The sequence below is a fragment of the Dactylosporangium maewongense genome, from assembly GCF_039531485.1.
GTDB lineage: Bacteria > Actinomycetota > Actinomycetes > Mycobacteriales > Micromonosporaceae > Dactylosporangium > Dactylosporangium maewongense.
Map to the genome: position 1 here is coordinate 178409 of NZ_BAAAQD010000021.1, position 17507 is coordinate 195915.

General features: G+C 69.6%; 19 protein-coding genes and 1 tRNA gene. 14 read left to right on the top strand and 6 right to left on the bottom strand.

What is annotated here, in order from left to right:
* The first annotated feature begins 66 nt into the window (after positions 1–66).
* Positions 67–672: a response regulator transcription factor gene (locus tag ABD332_RS41530; RefSeq protein ID WP_344509233.1), complete on the top strand. Its 606-nt coding sequence runs from the start codon at positions 67–69 to the stop codon at positions 670–672.
* Here ABD332_RS41530 and ABD332_RS41535 read toward each other — a convergent pair.
* On the bottom strand, positions 584–1468 hold the full coding sequence (locus ABD332_RS41535; protein WP_344509235.1) for an SDR family oxidoreductase: 885 nt from the start codon (positions 1466–1468) through the stop codon (positions 584–586). The two genes, ABD332_RS41530 and ABD332_RS41535, sit on opposite strands and share 89 nt — an antisense overlap.
* Positions 1469–1558: 90 nt before the next feature.
* Here ABD332_RS41535 and ABD332_RS41540 point away from each other — a divergent pair, with 90 nt between their 5' ends.
* Positions 1559–2134: a TetR/AcrR family transcriptional regulator gene (locus tag ABD332_RS41540; protein WP_344509237.1), complete on the top strand. Its 576-nt coding sequence runs from the start codon at positions 1559–1561 to the stop codon at positions 2132–2134.
* Here ABD332_RS41540 and ABD332_RS41545 read toward each other — a convergent pair.
* Positions 2094–2855, bottom strand: coding sequence for an SMI1/KNR4 family protein (locus tag ABD332_RS41545; protein ID WP_344509239.1), 762 nt, complete (start codon positions 2853–2855; stop codon positions 2094–2096). The two genes, ABD332_RS41540 and ABD332_RS41545, sit on opposite strands and share 41 nt — an antisense overlap.
* A gap of 47 nt (positions 2856–2902) precedes the next feature.
* On the opposite strand from ABD332_RS41545, the gene ABD332_RS41550 reads away from it, so the two are divergent.
* Positions 2903–5662 (top strand): Hsp70 family protein, encoded by a 2760-nt coding sequence (locus ABD332_RS41550; RefSeq protein WP_344509241.1) that lies wholly within the window; start codon positions 2903–2905, stop codon positions 5660–5662.
* Between the two features lie 64 nt (positions 5663–5726).
* On the opposite strand, the gene ABD332_RS41555 is transcribed toward ABD332_RS41550, so the two are convergent.
* On the bottom strand, positions 5727–6818 hold the full coding sequence (locus ABD332_RS41555; RefSeq protein WP_344509242.1) for an ABC transporter ATP-binding protein: 1092 nt from the start codon (positions 6816–6818) through the stop codon (positions 5727–5729).
* A gap of 214 nt (positions 6819–7032) precedes the next feature.
* On the opposite strand from ABD332_RS41555, the gene ABD332_RS41560 reads away from it, so the two are divergent.
* A tRNA-Thr gene (locus ABD332_RS41560) sits at positions 7033–7105 on the top strand.
* Positions 7106–7161: 56 nt separating this feature from the next.
* Here the strand turns inward: ABD332_RS41560 and ABD332_RS41565 are convergent.
* Together ABD332_RS41565 and ABD332_RS41570 are read right to left on the bottom strand one after the other, a co-directional pair.
* Positions 7162–8769, bottom strand: coding sequence for a tyrosine-type recombinase/integrase (locus ABD332_RS41565; RefSeq protein ID WP_344509244.1), 1608 nt, complete (start codon positions 8767–8769; stop codon positions 7162–7164).
* Between the two features lie 2 nt (positions 8770–8771).
* Positions 8772–9641 carry a helix-turn-helix domain-containing protein gene (locus tag ABD332_RS41570; RefSeq protein WP_344509246.1) on the bottom strand — a complete coding sequence of 290 codons (870 nt, stop codon included), beginning with the start codon at positions 9639–9641 and terminating at the stop codon, positions 8772–8774.
* A gap of 148 nt (positions 9642–9789) precedes the next feature.
* Here ABD332_RS41570 and ABD332_RS41575 point away from each other — a divergent pair, with 148 nt between their 5' ends.
* The 5 genes from ABD332_RS41575 to ABD332_RS41595 all read left to right on the top strand — a co-directional run bounded on the left by ABD332_RS41575 (position 9790) and on the right by ABD332_RS41595 (position 14702).
* On the top strand, positions 9790–10032 hold the full coding sequence (locus ABD332_RS41575) for a helix-turn-helix transcriptional regulator (protein WP_344509247.1): 243 nt from the start codon (positions 9790–9792) through the stop codon (positions 10030–10032).
* 355 nt (positions 10033–10387) lie between these two features.
* Positions 10388–11398: a bifunctional DNA primase/polymerase gene (locus ABD332_RS41580; RefSeq protein WP_344509249.1), complete on the top strand. Its 1011-nt coding sequence runs from the start codon at positions 10388–10390 to the stop codon at positions 11396–11398.
* On the top strand, positions 11398–13176 hold the full coding sequence (locus ABD332_RS41585) for a DUF3987 domain-containing protein (protein ID WP_344509251.1): 1779 nt from the start codon (positions 11398–11400) through the stop codon (positions 13174–13176). The genes ABD332_RS41580 and ABD332_RS41585 overlap by 1 nt, the downstream gene beginning before the upstream one ends.
* A 562-nt stretch (positions 13177–13738) precedes the next feature.
* The gene (locus ABD332_RS41590) at positions 13739–14290 is read left to right on the top strand and encodes a hypothetical protein (protein ID WP_344509253.1); all 552 of its coding nucleotides are present in this window, start codon (positions 13739–13741) and stop codon (positions 14288–14290) included.
* A gap of 34 nt (positions 14291–14324) precedes the next feature.
* Entirely contained in the window at positions 14325–14702 is a 378-nt protein-coding gene (locus ABD332_RS41595) for a hypothetical protein (protein ID WP_344509255.1), read from the top strand.
* Between the two features lie 204 nt (positions 14703–14906).
* On the opposite strand, the gene ABD332_RS41600 is transcribed toward ABD332_RS41595, so the two are convergent.
* On the bottom strand, positions 14907–15224 hold the full coding sequence (locus tag ABD332_RS41600; protein WP_344509257.1) for a helix-turn-helix domain-containing protein: 318 nt from the start codon (positions 15222–15224) through the stop codon (positions 14907–14909).
* 6 nt (positions 15225–15230) lie between these two features.
* Between ABD332_RS41600 and ABD332_RS41605 the strand changes: the two genes are divergently transcribed.
* The 5 genes from ABD332_RS41605 to ABD332_RS41625 all read left to right on the top strand — a co-directional run bounded on the left by ABD332_RS41605 (position 15231) and on the right by ABD332_RS41625 (position 17464).
* Positions 15231–15707, top strand: coding sequence for a helix-turn-helix domain-containing protein (locus ABD332_RS41605; RefSeq protein ID WP_344509259.1), 477 nt, complete (start codon positions 15231–15233; stop codon positions 15705–15707).
* 92 nt (positions 15708–15799) lie between these two features.
* The gene (locus ABD332_RS41610) at positions 15800–16003 is read left to right on the top strand and encodes a hypothetical protein (protein WP_344509260.1); all 204 of its coding nucleotides are present in this window, start codon (positions 15800–15802) and stop codon (positions 16001–16003) included.
* Positions 16000–16413 (top strand): helix-turn-helix domain-containing protein, encoded by a 414-nt coding sequence (locus tag ABD332_RS41615; protein ID WP_344509262.1) that lies wholly within the window; start codon positions 16000–16002, stop codon positions 16411–16413. The genes ABD332_RS41610 and ABD332_RS41615 overlap by 4 nt, the downstream gene beginning before the upstream one ends.
* Positions 16410–16790: a hypothetical protein gene (locus ABD332_RS41620; RefSeq protein WP_344509264.1), complete on the top strand. Its 381-nt coding sequence runs from the start codon at positions 16410–16412 to the stop codon at positions 16788–16790. The genes ABD332_RS41615 and ABD332_RS41620 overlap by 4 nt, the downstream gene beginning before the upstream one ends.
* Complete coding sequence (locus tag ABD332_RS41625; RefSeq protein WP_344509265.1) at positions 16787–17464, top strand: hypothetical protein; 678 nt, start codon at positions 16787–16789, stop codon at positions 17462–17464. Before ABD332_RS41620 ends, ABD332_RS41625 begins: the two co-directional genes overlap by 4 nt.
* The last annotated feature ends 43 nt before the right edge of the window (positions 17465–17507 follow it).

Here is a 17507-nt window from a genome sequence, read left to right on the forward strand (position 1 = left end):
AGGAATCCGTCACCGCCACTGATCTTGCGCGAGAGCGGGCCGGACTGCTAGCCGTACGCTGGATTCGTGATCCGCGTGGCCGTCGCCGCCGAGCATGCCGAGAGTCGTGCCCTGTTCGCGGCGCTGCCCGGCATCGACGTGGTCGCTTCGGTGGCGACCGGCCGGGAGGCGGCCGAGGCCGTGGCCGCCGCCCGCCCGGATGTGCTCGTCATGGATCTGCGCCTGCCTGGCCTCGACGCCGTGGTTGCCGGCACCGCCGTGCTGGTGCTGAGCATGTCCGACGGTGCGGCGCAGGTCTTCGACGCGATGCTGGCCGGCGCCCGCGGGTACCTCGTCAAGGGCGTCACGCAGGACGAGATCTGCCACGGGATCGCAGCGGTCGCGGCCGGCCGGGCCTTCTTCGGGCCCGGCGTCGCCCGCCGGATGCTGGACCACTTCGCCGCGACTGATCTGAGCGCGAAGGGGTTGAGCGCGAAGGAGCGGCAGGTGCTGGAGCTCGTCGCCGCCGGCCTGCCCGCCGCGACCGTCGCCACCCGCCTCGGCCTGGCCGCGGGCACCGTCGCCGGCTACATGTCGGCGATCGTCACGAAGCTGCACGGAAGTAGTGGCTGGCCGCCAGGTCCTCGAGCAGGCCGGGGTGGGTCGGCTGCCAGCCCAGCAACTCCCGGGTGACGGTGCTGGACGCGGGGATGTCGGCGGCGAAGAACCGGCCGATCCAGCCGAGCTCCTCGGCGGCGGCGGGTGCGACCGGCAGTCCGAGGCCGTCGCCGATCGCCGTGGCGATGTCGCGGGCCGGCACGCCCTCCTCGTCGACCGCGTGCACGATGGCGCCGGCGGGTGCGGTGAGCGCCAGTCGTACCAGGGCGGCGGCGTCGAAACGGTGCACCGCCGGCCAACGGTTGGTGCCGTCGCCGACGTACGACGAGACGCCCCGCTCGCGCGCGACGCGCACCAGCTCGGCGACGAACCCGTGGTCGCCGGCGCCGTGGACGGTCGGGGCGAAGCGGAGCGAGACGCTGCGGACGCCCTTTGCGGCGAACTCGAACGCGAGCTGCTCGGCGCCGCCGCGTGGGGCGTCGGGGCCGCTGGAGGGGTTCTGGTCGTGCTCGGTGGCGACCCGGCCGGGCGTGATGAGCGCGACGCCGGACGCGAAGAGGAACGGCTGACCGTCGGTCAGGGTCTCGCAGAGGGCGGTGATGGCGGCCCGCTCGGTCCGCCCGGCGCCGACGTAGTCGGTGAAGTCGTGCTTGAACGCGAGGTGCACGACGGCGTCGGCGTTCGCGGCGCCGGCCCGGAGGCTGTCGAGGTCGTCGAGGCTGCCGTTGAGCACCTCGGCGCCCGCTTCCTTGAGGGTGGCCGCCTTGGCCGGGTCCCGGGCGAGGCCTACGACGTCGTGACCTGCGGCGATGAGCTCCGGGACGACGGCCGAGCCGATCCAGCCGGTGGCTCCGGTGACGAAGATGCGCATGATGGTGCCTTCCTGTGGACGATGTCAGTCGCTGACATCACCGACCATAGCGCGTGATGTCAGGAGCTGTCATCACTAGACTCGTGAGCTATGGCACGCTGGGAGCCGGACGCGCGGGGACGCCTCATGTTGGCGGCGCTCGCGCTGTACACCGAACGCGGCTACGAACAGACCACCGTCGCCGACATCGCCCAGCGCGCCGGCGTGACGGAGCGCACGTTCTTCCGCCACTTCGCCGACAAGCGCGAGGTCCTCTTCGACGGCTCCGGGATGTTGCAGGACACCGTGGTCGCCGCGATCGCTGACGCGCGGTTGGGTGCCCCGCCGCTCGACGTCGTCGGCGCCGCCATGGAACGCGCGGCTGTGTCGATGCAGGACCGCCGCGACTTCGCCCGCCAGCGCGCCGCCATCATCGCCGCCACTCCCAGCCTGCACGAGCGTGAGCTGCTGAAGCTCGCCACCCTCGGTACCGCGGCGGCCACCGCACTGCAAGAACGCGGCGTGCCCCCGGTTGCCGCCGCCCTCGCCGCCGAGCTCGGTGTGGCGGTGTTCAAGGTGGCGTTCGAGCAGTGGATCACCTGCCAGTTGGATTTCCCGGCGTGCATCCGCGCCACCCTCGACGAGCTCAGCGCACTGCACAGCCCATCGCCCGCGCCGCGACCGTGACGAACGCCCGCGCCTCCTCGAAGCCGTCCGGCCGGCACGCGATGTCGAGCTGGTGCGTGGACCCGTCCTGGTACGTGACCAGCCAGTCCCGCCCGACCGCCTTGAAGCGCACCGCCCAGTCGCTGTAGACGTGGCGGTACTCCGTCGGCGCGAGCAGCTCACGCAGGATCCGCAGCCGCTCCTCGAACGGCAGGCCGGCCTCGCCGAACCGCACGGTGACGGTCCGGCGGGCCACCCACGACTCGAACCACGGCACCGGCGGCGCCTCCAGGAGCGGCTCGAACTCGCGCTCGCCGCTGAAGTACGCGTGGAGCAGGCCGGTGAGGTCGAGGTCGTAGCGGTAGGCCTCGCCGTCCTCGCTCACCAGCGCCATGGTCCAGCCGTTCGCGGTGTCCCAGCACAACTGGTGCCCGGCGGGGTGCGAACCCCACTCCAGCAGGCCGCCCGGCTCCGGGTACAGCAGGTGCGGGTAGTACTCCGGGAACCGCTCCCGGGACGGCCCGAACGCCGGTAGCAGCTCCCGAGCCCGCGCGATGAGGTTCGCCGGCGTCAGCAGCCCGATCTCGTGGAATTCCCCGTGGCCGTACCGCCCGACGAGCGCCTTGTAGTCCGCGGGAAGCGGCAGCCCCAGCTCCGCCTCGACCGCCGCCCAGTCCGCGTCCGCGTCGACCGGCTCGGCCGGCGGCAGCACCAGCCGCACCAGGTCCTCGATGGTCGCCACGATGTGAGGCTAAACGAACGATTTGGCGGCGCACCTAGGATGGGCCGGTGAATGAGCCTCAGCAGGGCTTCGCGATCGGCGTCGACCTCGGCACGTCCAACACGGTGGCCGTGGTGCGCTGGCCCGACGGCCGCACGCGGCCGCTGCTGGTCGACGGCGCGCCGATCATGCCGTCCGGGGTGTACGTCGACGAGCACGGCAGGCTGCACGTCGGCCGTGACGCGGCCCGGCTCGCGGGGCTCGACCCGTCGCGCTTCGAGCCCAACCCGAAGCGCCGCATCGACGAGCCGACCGTCCTGCTCGGCGACCGCGAGATCCCGACCGTCGACCTGCTCGCCGCCATCCTCGCCGCGGTCGCCCGCGCGGCCGTGGAGGCGGTCGGGTTCCTGCCCACGGCGGTCCTGACCTACCCGGCGGCGTGGGGTGCCCGCCGCCGCGACACCCTCGCCACCGCCGCCCGGCGCGCGGGCTGGCCGCCGGTCATGCTGGTCCCGGAGCCGGTGGCCGCCGCCCGCTATTTCGCCGATGTACTGCGCCGCCCGGTTCCTGTTGGCTCCGCCCTCGCCGTGTTCGACTTCGGCGGCGGCACGCTCGACATCGCCGTCGTCCGCAACGACAACGGCCGCTTCACGGTCATCGGCTCCGGCGGCGTCGAGGACCTCGGCGGCCTCGACATCGACGCGGCGCTGGTCGAGCACCTCGGGCAGGTCATCGCCGGGTTCGCGCCCGCGACCTGGGACGCGCTGCGCAACCCGATGACGACGACGCAGCGCCGGGACCGCCGGCTCTTCTGGGACGACATCCGCGGCGCGAAGGAGATGCTGTCCCGCTCCACCGTCGCGCCGATCACCGTGCCCGGCGCGGACCAGGCGATCCACCTCACGCGCGAGGAGCTGGACCGGGTCGTCGGGCCGCTGATCCACCGCGCTGTCTGGGAGACCGGATCGGTGATCGCGTCCGCGGGCCTGCGGGGCGACCAGCTCGCCGGGCTGTTCCTGGTCGGGGGGTCGTCCCGGCTGCCGCTGGCGGCGAGGCAGTTGCATGCTCAGTTGGGGATTGCGCCGACTGTACTGGAGCAGCCGGAGCTTCCCGTCGCCGAAGGGGCGCTGGCCGAGGTGGCGCCGCCGCCCGCGCAGGTGGGGTTCGGCGGCGCCGAGGTGACCTCCGCGACCGGCTACGGCGCCAGCCCGACCGGCTTCATGGCTGGTTCTCCTGCCGGTTCTCCTGCCGGTTCTCCTGCCGGTTCTCCGGCTGCTCCTTCGACTGGTGCATTTGGTGGCGCGCCGGCCGCTCCGGTGTCGCCGGGGTTCGGGGCGCCGACGTCCGGCGGGCCCGCGCCGACCGGCAGGCCCGCGCCGGCCGGCTTTCCGATGTCGGCGGCGCAGGTCATCCCGCCCGGTCAGTACGGTGCGACCGCTCCGCCGACCGAGGCCATCTCCATTCCTTCTGGTGATCCTCCGCGCCGTTCCCGCCGGGGCCTGCTCGTCGCCGGTATCGCCACGGTTGTCGTGCTCGCCCTCGTGGCCGCCGGCGGCTGGTTCTGGTTCTTCCGCGACGGCAACACCGCCGTCGACTTCGCCACCCTGAAGGCCGAGAAGTCGTTCGAGATGGACGACCCCTCGAAGATCGACGCCACCCTGTCGGTCACGCTCAACGAGCGCGCCGTCATCGGCTGGCAGGTCGACAAGCAGTTCTTCGTCCAGGCCATCGACCTCGACGGCATGAAGGCCGCCTGGTCGAAGGTCACCCTCGACGGCAACTACAGCAAGTGGAGCCTCGCGGCGTACCAGGGCGGCATCGTCGTCACCGCCACCGGCTCGGACCCCGGCAAGATGTTCCTGCTGGACTGGAAGAGCGGCAAGAAGCTCTGGGACGCCCCGTTCAACTCCTACGACGTGCTCTATGGTCTCGGCCCGGTGCTGGCGATCCACCGGTACGAGGGGAAGAAGATCGAGACGGTCACCTGGGCCGGCAAGGACAGCTGGAGCCGGCCCGACCACGCCAAGGGCTCCGCCATCTACAGCCAGACCAGGAACACGGACCTCCGCGGCCCGAGCAACTTCGCCGGCGCGCCCGCCGTCCGCGACATGAAGGCCCGCGACGACCTCGTCAGCGTCGACGGCGACGACACGATCCGCCTCATCAAGGCCTCCGACGGCTCTGACATCCGCAGCTGGAACAACATCGGCGAGTACGGCGCCAAGTACCTCGCCCACGAGGACAAGCTGTTCGTCGCGGGCGGCAGCACCAAGTACAAGGTCAGCGTCTACGACCTGACCACATCTGGTCAGCCGGCGCAGATCTACAGCTTCTCCAACGACAAGGTCCAGGTCGTCGACATGGCCCCGTGCGCCGATGACCGGCTGTGCCTCATCGACGGCCCGTCCGGTGGCAAGGAGAACAAGGTCCGCGCCATCTCCGTCGCCGAGAAGAAGCAGGTCTGGGAGGCTTCGGCGCCCGGCTCGACGGTCCTCGTCCCCGCCGGCCGCCAGGTGTTCGCCACCGACGGGGACAAGCCCGCCAGCGTGCTGCTCTCCTACGACGGCAAGCAGCTGCTGCGCAACGAGGACAAGACGTCCTACGGCGTCCGCGTCACCGGCGGCAGCCTGATGTTCTTCACCGGCACCCTGAGCGCTTCCTCCGCCTACGACATCTCGCTCGTCGGCGTCACGTCGTCCTCCGGCGAGCGGATCGCCCTGGGCCCGCTGTCGTCGAAAGCGATCGGCCTGAGCTGCTCGTGGAACGCGTCGGTGATCCTGTGCGCCTCGGAGGGCAAGTTCCAGGTCTGGCGGTTCGCCGCTTCCTGACCCTTCAAGGGAAAGGGCCGACTCTCCTTTGGAGAACCGGCCCTTTTGCTTGCTATGTGCTAGTTCAGATGCGCAGGCCCGTCGCGGCGTTGAACGCGTGGTGCGTGTTGACGTGCGGGCGGACGTACACGATCTCCGTCAGGCGCGGCGTGCGGCGCGGGTCGGCCCGGACGACGAAGCGCTCGTCCTGGCCGTCGAGCGCGACGGTGCCGTGCACGTACGCGTCCGAGCCCAGCTCCTCGACCAGGTCGACGGTGATCGGGATGCCACCGTCGTTCGGCCCGACCAGGTCCGTGTCCTCGGGGCGGAACCCGACCGTGACGCGGTTGCCGCCACCGTCGGCCTGCGCCGCGGAGATCTGCTGCGGGGTCAGCGGCAGCGTGACGTCGCCGAAGCGGCCGCCCTTCTCCGTCAGCGGCACCGTCTTGATGTTCATCGCCGGCGAGCCCATGAAGCCCGCGACGAAGACGTTGGCCGGACGGTCGTACAGCGCACGCGGGCTGTCGACCTGCTGCAGCACGCCATCCAGCAGCACGGCGACCCGGTGACCCATGGTCATGGCCTCGACCTGGTCGTGCGTGACGTACACGGTGGTGATGCCGAGCTTCGCCTGCAGCGTGGCGATCTGCGAACGCGTCTGCACACGCAGCTTCGCGTCGAGGTTCGACAGCGGCTCATCCATGAGGAAGACCTGCGGCTCACGCACGATCGCGCGACCCATGGCGACACGCTGCCGCTGACCACCGGACAGCGCCTTCGGCTTACGGCCGAGGTAGTCCTCCAGCTGCAGCATCGCCGCGGCTTCCTTCACCCGCCGGTCGATCTCGTGCTTCGGCGTCTTGCGCAGCTTCAGCGCGAACGCCATGTTCTCGTACACCGTCATGTGCGGGTACAGCGCGTAGTTCTGGAACACCATCGCGATGTCACGAGCCTTGGGCGGCAGGTGCGTGACGTTGCGGTCGTTGATCAGGATGTCCCCGGCGTCGACATCTTCGAGGCCGGCGAGCATGCGGAGCGAGGTCGACTTCCCGCAGCCCGACGGGCCGACGAGGACGAGGAACTCCCCGTCACCGATCTCGAGGTTCAGCTGGTCAACAGCGGGACGCGGCGTCCCCGGGTAGATCCGGGACGCTTTCGCGTACGTGACCGTAGCCATGACAGAGTGCCACCTTCCACCGGCAGGAACGTGCCGGACGATCCGAGTAGAAGCCCCAGGCAGCGTCACTGCACACCCAGAGTTCCCGTAACACTAGGCGCCGTTCACCGCTCTGCCAAGGTCGCCAGCCCCTTTTGCCCACTTTGATGCCAACCCGCCCGACCCGTATGTCGGAGGCAAGCCCCCCGCCCGGCCCGGTAGGATCAGCCCACCAGCCGACGTGGCGCAATTGGTAGCGCACCCGACTTGTAATCGGAAGGTTGCGGGTTCAAGTCCCGCCGTCGGCTCTTGCAAGACATGCTCTGACCTGGCGTTTCTGTTTCCGCTCGATCCATGGCATCGATCAGGCGCCCGAATCGGAGACCAAACGGAGACCACCGGGACCACCGTGACCGCCCGCCGCAGCCTTCCGCGGAACGATCGCGGCCGTCGCTTCCGCCGCTTCGCGAGCCACCTCGGCGAAAACGTGACCGTAGGTGTCATCCGTGATCTTGCGTGACGAGTGGCCGAGCATCTCGGAGATGACCTTGGTGTCGATGCCCGCTGCCTTCGCCAGCGTCGCCGCCCCATGTCGTAGGTCGTGCAGTCGGATCGGCGGCAGGCCAGCCACGGCCACGAGGTCACCGAAGAGATCCGTCAGCCACGGCGGGTTCAGCTCCGACCCATCCTCCCGCGTGAACACCCGCCCCGAGTCGACCCACGCGGCACCCCACTTGAGGCGGTCCTCGCGCTGCTGCTTCCGGTGCGCCTTCAGCACCAGGCACGTCGCCTTGTCGAGCGCCACGTCGCGGTCGCCGGCATCAGACTTCGGGCGACCCACACCGACCTTGCCCGCGGCGGAGAACAACTGCTCGGCGATCGTCGCGACACCGTCGTCGAGGTCGAGGTCGACCCAGCGCAGGCCGCAGGCTTCACCACGGCGTAGACCGACGAACGTGACGAGGTGGAAGAGGGCATAGAGGCGGTGCTCGGTGATGCTGTCGAGGAACGCGCCAGTGTGCGCCGCAGTCCAGACCATGACCGGGCTCGGTCGCTCCCGTTCCTCGAGCGCCGCGATCTCGTCGGCGAGCTGGACGACTGCGGCCCGGTCGCGGTTAGCGATGGCCTCCGCGCGCTCGGCCTCCTTGGCGGCAATCAGGGCTCGGATCTCCCGCCAGCGAGCGACCCTCTCCCGGGTCCAGATCAGACCCTTGGGCCGCTTGCCCGACGCAAGCTTCACGAACTTCGCCACGTTCGCGGTGATGAGCTGTTCGTTCATAGCGTCGGTCAGTGCCGACCGGAGCGTGGCCCGGATGCGCTGCTTCGTCGCCGGCCCGACGGGCTTCCGGTAGCGCAGTGCCCGGCGTTCCTCTGCGGTGCCGTTCGCGCGGACCTCGGCTAGCCGGTCGTTAAAGTCGTCAATGTCGTCGAACATCGCCGACACGTGCTGGACGCGAAGCTTGTCCATCTCGATCGGACCGAGCGCCGGCTTCAGGTAGATCCGGATGTTGCTCTCGTATCCGGCCCACGTGGTCGGCCGGATGTCCTTCTTGCCAGCGAGCCATCCGTCCAGGAACTCGGCGACCGTGACGCGGCTCGCGATCGGCTGCCCGGTGCGGACGCGCCGGCGGATGTCCTCGGCGGCGGGCAGGGGTGCGCGCCGCTTCAGCGCCTCGTCGACAAGGGTCATGATCTGGGCGCGGTCCTGGGCGCCGAGATCGCCGGGTGCGGGGATCGCCAGTAGCTCGACAACAGCCTTCCCCTGGGCCAGGGCCTCACCCTCGGTGCGGTGCGCACCGCGCTTGATGACCCGACGCTTCTCCGTGGTGGAGTCGGTCGGCATCTCGATCCGCCAGGACCACGAGCCGTGCCGCGGGTTCAGCGAGCCGTCCGCGCGGTGCATCTGCGGGCACCGCTTACCCAGTTCGCGGCCGGCATCGTCACGGCACCTGCAGCGCTTGAACGTCGACACCTTCACTCGTCGTCGTCTCCAGCGTCGGGCACGTCGTCGGCAACGTAGTCACGCTCGAAGTTCCGGGTGAACTCCTGCGCCTTGCGGATCCGGTCGCCGTCACCGGGCCGGTATTCCCTGGTGGCCGTGAGCGCGGCCCAGTCAACGAACTTCAGGTCACCGGGGTTCGCGGACGCGTAGGCGTCGGCCTGCTCGGGACTGAGGAAGACGTGCCGCTTCTCGTCGATGTGCCGCTCATCCTCGGCAAGCTCTGGCGGCGTCAGTCCGTGCCGGCGCATCTCGCCGCGGAGTTCCCGCAACCTGAACAGCAGGGCTGTCGCTCGGGCAAGTTCCTTCTCCCGCTCGGGGTCGTCCTGGCCCGGCGGGAACAGCCTGCCGATCAGGACTTCGTGGTAGTCGCTCATAAGGCGATCGTGGGAGCGAAAGAGGGAGACAGGAGTCGCGGCGGCGTTCCAGGTGGTGTCGTCGGTGATCAGTAGCTGTGCGCTGTCTTCCGGTTCAAGGGACTTGCGGCGACTGTCCGCGAAGACCTCGCCTGTGAACCATCGGGCCGCGGCCCATGTGTCTACCGATCGACGTGGCACGACAGGCGACGTGGCGTCGGTGCCGATCGGGAACGTCAGCACGAGCGGCGGCACGTCGAGCGCGGCGGCAAGGACGGTGAGCTCGTCGATGGTGATGTCGCGGCGGCGCTCCCCACTGGGGCCGCGGCGACCGGTCTCAATGTTGGCGACAGCCGGCCCGGTGAGGCTGGGATAGCCGAGATCGGCGCACCGTTTTGCCAACTGCTCGCGGGTCATGCTGCGACTTTTGCGGATCTGGACGACTCTGCGGGCGACGACGTCGCTGAGGTTCTCAGTACTAGTGCTCATGATATCGACACGTTACGCCTGATGTTGCTTCGTGTCGATCACTGCCGTAGGATGAGGTTGGGGCGAACCGGCGATACCCCATTTTTTTGACCCACTTGCCGTGTCGTTCTAGTTCAGAACGTGTCGTTTTCATGAATTGGGGAGCAGGATGACCAGGAAGGTCCGATGGACCCGTGAGCGGCTACTCGCGCTCGGCGTCCGCACCGATTTGGTGACGGCGGGCGCGGCGCTGGGGATCGGTCGCACGACGGCCTATGCGCTCGTCCGGCGCGGGGAGTTCCCCGTGCCGGTGCTGAAGCTCGGCGAGAAATACGTGGTACCGACCGCCCCGCTGTTCGAACTCCTCGCTGTCGAGAGGCCGGAAAGCGTCGCCGCCCAAGAAGTGGCGTGACCCCCGAAAGCAGCGAGCCGAGCCCCCGACGGACTCGGCCACGCACCAACAACTCCCGGCAGGAGCCATCACCTGTGCCAAGCCTAGACACAACGGCCCGCGCGGCAAAGGGCAACGACCCAACGCGGCGCCTGCCCGCCGTCACTGGGCCGGTCTATCCACCCGCCGCGGCCCGGGGCCGCTACCTCGCGATCGTGACGAACTGCCCGTTCTGCGAGGGCCGGCACGCGCACTACCTCGGGACGGCCGTCGACACGAGTCGAATGGCTGGCTGCCGTCGGGGTCGGTACCTGCTGAACGTCAGTCGTTCGCGGCGGCACGCGGCAGGTAGCTCGACCCAGAAAGGCTCGCCATCGTGACGGCCGGGTACGGGGAGACCCTTCACCAGGCATGGGCCCGCGTCTACTCCAACGCGGAAGAGAAGATCTTCCCGCTCTGGCCCATCGTCGACAGCATCTGCAGCTGCCCTAACGGCAACCGCCCGCTCGACGACCCGCGACGTTGCCAGTCTCCCGGCAAGCACCCGCTCTATGCCCCGGCGCACGCCGACAAGAACGACCCGCTGCGCGGTGTCTGTAAGTACGGCGGATGCGGCCGGGTCGGACACGGGCTCTACGACGCCACCGCGGACCCAGAGATCAACGCCGAACGCTGGCGGCGCCACCCCACCGCGGGAATCGGTCTACCTGCGCAGGGCAACGGCTACGCCATCATCGACGTCGACCCACGACACGGCGGCGACGAGTCGTTCTGGCAGCTCAACGCCCAGTGCCTCGCCCGGGGAGTGGACCTCTCTTCCACCGTGGCGCAGTTCAGCGGCGAGTACGGCAACAGCCGTGGTGTGCACTACTTGTTCCGCGCGCCAGAGGGCGGTGTGAAGGGCAGAGCGAACGCGTTCGGTCCCGACCTGCCCGGCCTCGACCTTCGGGGCCGGGGGCACTACATCGTTGTTGCGCCGACAGTCCACGTGAGCGGCGTCGAATACGAGTGGGTCGACTGGCTCGCCGACGCGGCACCGTGGCCCGAGATCCTCAACCGGATCATCGACCCGCCGAAAGCGCCGCCCGCCCCGCCGATGTTCAGGACGGGCACGCCTGGTGGCCTCGGCTACGCCAACGTGGCACTCGCCCGGGAGGTCGCAGCAGTCCGCAGCACCGGCGAGGGCAACCGGAACAACGCCCTGAACAAGTCGGCCTACTACCTCGGCCAACTCGTCGCCGGCGGTGAACTCGACCGGGAGACCGTACGCGCCGAGCTCAAGGCTGCGGCCGAGTCCATCGGGCTGACCGCTGCCGCCGCTGAGAACACCATCGAATCCGGCTTCACGGCAGGCGCCGGCAAGCCTCGCACCAGGCCGGAGGCGTAATGCCGGACTTCTTTCCCGAGGAGCCACCCGAGCTGACATCCGAGCACCGGTGGATGCTCGCTGACCTCGGCGTCAACGGGGACTACGAACCGCCGACGGTCAACTGCCCCTACCCGGCAGGCTCGCCCGCCGCCGAGAAGTGGTGGCGGCACGAGTGGCAGGTTGCAACCGCGTGGGCAATCGTCCGCGGCGAGCTGGCGAAGGTCGACGAGTCGTCGGAGAACACACCACACCTGCCGCCGTTCCCGCTTGACGCCCTGCCGCCGGTCATGCGCAACCTGGCGGTCTCGATCGCCGCGAACAAGTGCGTCCCTCCGGACCTCGCCGCCGTGCTGCTCCTGTCCGCCGTCGCGCTCGTCGCCGGGCCGCGGCTCGTCATCAGCCGCGGCAAGGACTGGACCGAGGCCCTTGCAGAGTGGTCGCTCGTCATCCTCGAAAGCGGCAACCGCAAGAGCCCCGCGTTCCGGGTCATCGAGAAGATCCTCCTCCGTCTGGAGAGAGTCCTCGCCGATCAGCACACCGCCCGGGTCGCTGCGAGGGTCGGCGACCTGGAGCAGCAGATCAGCACCTTGACCGGGAAGGGTAAGGCTGACAGTCAGGCCGAGGGGACCACCCCGACCGAGAAGGCCGAGAACGCCACCCGGTTGCAGAAGGACGTCGCCGAGCAGGTCAAGGCACTCGCCGCCGAACTGAAGCAGTTGAACGACGATCCGGGCGCACCGCCGCGCCTCCTCGTTGGCGGCACGACCACGCCAGAAGCGCTCGAGCGGGCGTTGTCCAGTAACGGGGGACAGATCGGCGTCATCGACGACGAGGGCGGCGCGTTCAATGCGGTCGCCGGACCGTACAACAACGGCACGCCAACCGGTATCGAGACAATCCTCAAGAGCCGCGACGGCTCCCGGGTCGCCGCGAACGAGCGGATCGGGCGGGCGGTCCAGGCAATCCCGCGGGCGGTGCTGAGCTACGGCATCACCTGCCAGAGCCACCCGCTCATGAAGTCGTTCGGGAAGATGCAGCTGCGCGAGATCGGGTTCTTCGCCCGATGGTTCTTCTCCGTACCCGTGCCGGTCACCACGGAGGACATCGACCCGCCGGACCTGGACTACGGGGCGGTGCGGCTGTTCGGGGACCTGCTCGAAGAGATCCTGACCGCGCATCCGATCATCGATCCGACCGCGCTGCCGGACGAACGGGAGTGGCCGACGATCGAGTTGTCCCCGGCCGCCCGCAAGCTGCACCAGGAGCTCCAGGTCTCCTTCGCCGAGCGGAAACAGGACGGCGGCGACCTCGCATTCATGCAGGACTGGGCCAACAAGTACCTCGGTCGGGTCCTGCGCCACGCGGGTCTGTTGCACCTCGCCGCCGGCTACGGCGTCAACGAGCCGGTCAGCGAACAGACGATGCGGGACGCCATCGCGATCGGTGACTACGCCATCGCCCACGCGGCCGAGGTGTACCGGCGGGCGCCGAAGCTGGCCCGTGGCTGGAACGGCGCAGAGGAAGAAGCGGCGGCAATCGGACGGCTGAAGGTGGAGAACTGGATCCGTGCCAAGGGCAAGACACACTTCATCGCCCGGGACGTGTACCAGAACACCAAGCGGCAGGTCTGGTGCCGCAACTCCAAGGACGTCGACGCCGTGCTCGTCGAGTTGGGCCGGGACTGGGTTCTACGGCAGGTCCCCCGGACGGACCGAGCAGGCCGGAGCCTCAGCGGCTCGCCATGGTGGGTGCCGAACCCGGACCTCATCTTTGGTGCGGACGAGGAGGCGGCGTGATGACCGCCCACGGCCACGTTGAGGACATCGCCAGAGACGTTGGGGACAACATTGGGGACATAGCCCTACGTCCCGTGAGCTGCGGAAAGACCCACGTTGGGGACATTGAGGACGTTGAGGACCTGACACAGCCCAGGCGGGTTCAGGCGGCAGCGCTTCACGGAGGTCCCCAACGTCGCGACCCATGTCCCCAACATGGGTCCCAATGTCCCCAACGTCTCCGCCAGGCACCCACGTTGGGGACATCCGAACAGGGACCGTATACAGCCGTTTCTAGATCAACTACTACTACTAGTAACCGTAGTCCGGTGTATTGCCACACCCACAGTGACATCGTCTCGGTTCGTGGAGGTGCCCCGGTCTTACGGGTCCCCAACGTCCTCAATGTCCCCAACGTCGATGCACGACCCAACCGAATGGAGAGCCTCATGCCACGTCTCGACAACGCGCCGGGCAGGCTGCCGTGAGCCTCACCGTCACCGGAAGGGCCCGGCTCGTCACCGACCCGAAACACGGCCGGACCGGCGCCGGCAAGCCGTGGGCAAACGCGGTCCTGCGGGTCGTGAACTACAAGAAGACCGACGCCGGTTGGGAGGAGCACTCAAGCTTCGTCTGTACGGCTGTCGCGTTCGAAGACCTGGCGTTCAAGCTCGCCGAGTTCGTCAAGGGCGACGAGGTCGAGTTCGCCGGCCGTGTCCGCGAGCTCAAGGTCTGGACCCCGGAACGCGGCGAGCCCCGCGCCCAACTCGGGCTTTCCCTCGACGAGGTGACCGCCGTGCCTCGCCGCGGGAACGCCAGTCGCAACCAAACCAACGCATCCGCCCAACGCATCCGGGCAATGACCTACACCCGATCTCAGCTCGACGACATCCCGGCGGAGAACACCCAGAACCGCGCCGAGCAGGGTTCTTCGCGGCGTCCCGAAAAAGCCCAGGGTTCTTCCCGGACCCGGGATAAAGCCGCCTCCGACCCGTGGCCGCGGCCCGCCCTCGCCACTGACGAGGGCAAGCCGCGTGGTGCTCAGCACCATTCAGCACCACACGCACCACGCGGACAGTCCGCGGTCGTCACCAACCTGCACGAGCACGTGGCCCGCCGCCGGAACGCCTCGTGACCCACCCCGACCAGCCAGCGAACCGGAGACCAGCATGACCCGCACACCGAAAGCCGCCGACCTCTTCGGCGAGTTCACCACCCGCGAGAGCCGCATCGTCGTCGCGTTCGAACGCGCCGCCGGCCCGCTGTACGACAGCCTCGACTGCGCCGACACCAACGAGGCATACGCCGTCATGTCCCAGCAGTACGGCGTCGTGCAGACCCTCGACGCGTGCCGCCGCAACCGGTTCTACCTCGCCGAGCTCGGCGACTGTGTCGAGTCCCTCGGTGAGCAGCTCCGCGAGGGCGCCGCCGAGCTGAGCATCGCCGCGGCGATGTTCCTCGACGCGCAGACCAGCCAGTACCAGACGAAGAAGGCCGGGATCGAGCGCTGCCTACTCGACGCCCTGCTCGGACCTGTCAAGCAGTAACCCGCCCACCGCCTGGGAGTCCAGCACCACGGACACCCTCGCCTCGAGAAGGGACAACGAGGTGACCAGAACCACGGACACCTCTAGCCAGGGACACAGTGGTCCACGTCGCCGCCGAACTGAGGCGTGGCCCATGTCGCTGCGCGTGGACCATCAGTCGCCCAGACCTCATGGACCACAGCCAGCGTGGTCCATGACCACGCCTCACATGCGCGTGTTCCATGACGCCTGGCGAGCCGCAACCGGCGACGGTTGCCACCGATCCCGGCCGACGCCCGAGATACCGGCCGCCTCGATTCGGCGGGCAAGGTCTGCCGGCGGGTCAAGCTCGGCGAGCAGCAGCGCGACGAAGCGGGTCGACGGGGAACGCACGCCCCGTTCGAGGGCACCGAGGTACCCGAAGTCGCTGTTGATGCGGCGGGCGAGCTGGCGCAGCGACAGCCTCCGGGCGTGTCGGGCTGCGCGTAGGGCCGGTCCGAAGTCGGCGGCCGGGATGTGTCGCGTGGTGATTTCGGCGGTCATGCGCTGATGATCCGCTACAACTCCAGGAAGCCGGAAGGCGCCGAGGCGGCACGTCTCGCCGAGGCGGTCGGTTCGCTGTTGTGTGCTGCCCGCGAGCGGTGGGGCTGGTCGCGGACGCACCTTGCCCGTCTGGCGGGTATGAGTCCTTCGTCTGTGGCGGCGATCGAGACCGGGCGTTCGCGGCCGGCGTGGCGTTCGCTGGTGCGTCTTGCCGCCGCGCTACACCCCGATGACCCGGTGCGCGCTGCCGCGTTCGCGCATGACCTGGCGGATGCCGCCGGTCCGTCGCTGGGGTCTGATCCGTCGCTGCCGCCGACGGTGGTCCGTGAGCTGTTCGTTGAGGTGCTGTCCCGGTCGATGGTGAGGCTTGGCCTCGACCTGGACGACGACGCAATCCGTCATGTGGTGATGGCTGAGATCCGCGGGGTCCTCGGTTCCGCCGACGGGGTAACAGACGAGGCCAGGCTGGCGGTTGGGTCGTGACGGGTAACCGTGGCGGGCGGCGCCGCGACCATCTCGGTAGGTTCACGCGTCGTCCTGCGGAGCCGGTCGGCCCGGCGACGATGGCCGCACTCATGCGCGCGTACGCGCTCCGCGACGCCGATGGGGTGCGGGTCATCGTCAACACCTGCGACGCCGGCCTGCTCGTCGACCGGCTTCTTGAGGCTGCGCTGTACATGGGTCAGGCCCGCTACGGCACCCGCGAGGGGTTCGCCTCGGCGATGGGGGACCTGCTCGGCTGGCTGGCCGCGGCCGAGGCGTCCCGGGGGTCGTTGTGAACCGGCCGCTTGGCGCCCACGTCTCGGGCTTCTCGGCGTTCATCATCGCCTACGTCCTCGACGCGCACTTGCCGGCGGAGCTGGTGAAGGTGTCGCGGATGGCCGAGCGGGGACACGTCGACCCTGCCCGGCTTGTGGAGGTCCGCGACACGTGGGCGCAGATCAAGGCGGCCCGCTCCGGGTGGGTGGAGTGGAGAGCTTCCGTTGACGGAAGGACGGAAGCCCTGCCTGCGGAAATGCCCGCAGTCTCGACGCAGGAGATCGACACGGCCACGGCCGCGGATCTGCTGCGGGTCACGTCCTCTCGTGTCCGTCAGATGGTCCGCTCCGGTGACCTCCTCGCGCGTAAGCAGGGAGGTGTCTGGCTGCTCGATCGGTCCGAGATCGAGATGCGGAGGACCGCAGCATGAGTTCGTTCGACAACATGGTGGCGACGTACCGGGCCGCCGGCCTGACCGAGGAAGCGGCCCGGGTTGCCGCCGTCGGCCGCGACTACCGCAGCGAGGCCGAGGCCCGCGCCGCCTGGGACCGCCACGACCAGCTCGTCGAGGCCGAGCGCTCCGCCGCCCTCGCGATGCTCAACCCGCAGGTGCCGGCGCCAGCCCTGGCCTCGGAGACGCTGGCGGTCATCGAGGCAGCGCAGACCAAGCTCGGCATGACCCGCACGGCCGCGCGGGAGTACGCGCTCGGCCTACAGAACCGGGAGACCCGCCGCAACGGTGCCGGGCACGCCAAGACGTTCATGCGCGAGTTCGCGTCGTCGCTGAACCGGAGCGCTGCAGCATGACCGCGACGATCGACGAAACCCGCTGGACCCGGAAGCCCGTCCCGGCGCCGCCGACCGTCGACGAGGCCACGCAGGCGCTCGCCGCCGCTGAGGCGAAGCTGGCGGCGTGGACCGCCGACGCAGCCGACCGTGAACACGCCGCCGAGGTCGCCGCGGCGGAACTCGCCGAGGCCGAGGCAGTCGCCGGCGACGAGGCGTTCGAGACACCGACCAACCTTGCCGAGCTCGGCGAGGACCTGATCCGCCGCAGGACCCACCTCGAGGTCAGCCACCGGGCGGTCACCGCCGCCCGCGCCCGCGTCGCCGACGCTCAGCGTGGACTGTTGCTCGCCCGCGCCGAGGACGCCCGCGCCAGGGCCCGCCAGCTGCGGGACATCGCCTCCGTCCGTGCGGCGAGGACCGCGGCGCTGCTCGACGAACTCAACGGGTTCGAGCGCACGACCTACACGGTTGCGCCGTGGAGCCCGATGGTCGGTGGAGCGCCGGGCGCCCCGATGCCGCTGACGCAGCAGACCCGCAACCGGGCCGACTGGCTCGACGGCCAGGCCGACGAGCTGGACCGGTTCGCTGAGGACGGCAGCGCCGAGCAGGTTGCCGCCGCCGTGGCGCGGCCCGCGGTCCCGGCCGACGCGGTCGAGGCCGACGCGTTCGGCGCCAGCACCACCTCTTCCTGAACCCGCGCCCGGCGCGCCTCTGGGTTGGGTGGGCTGCGCCGGG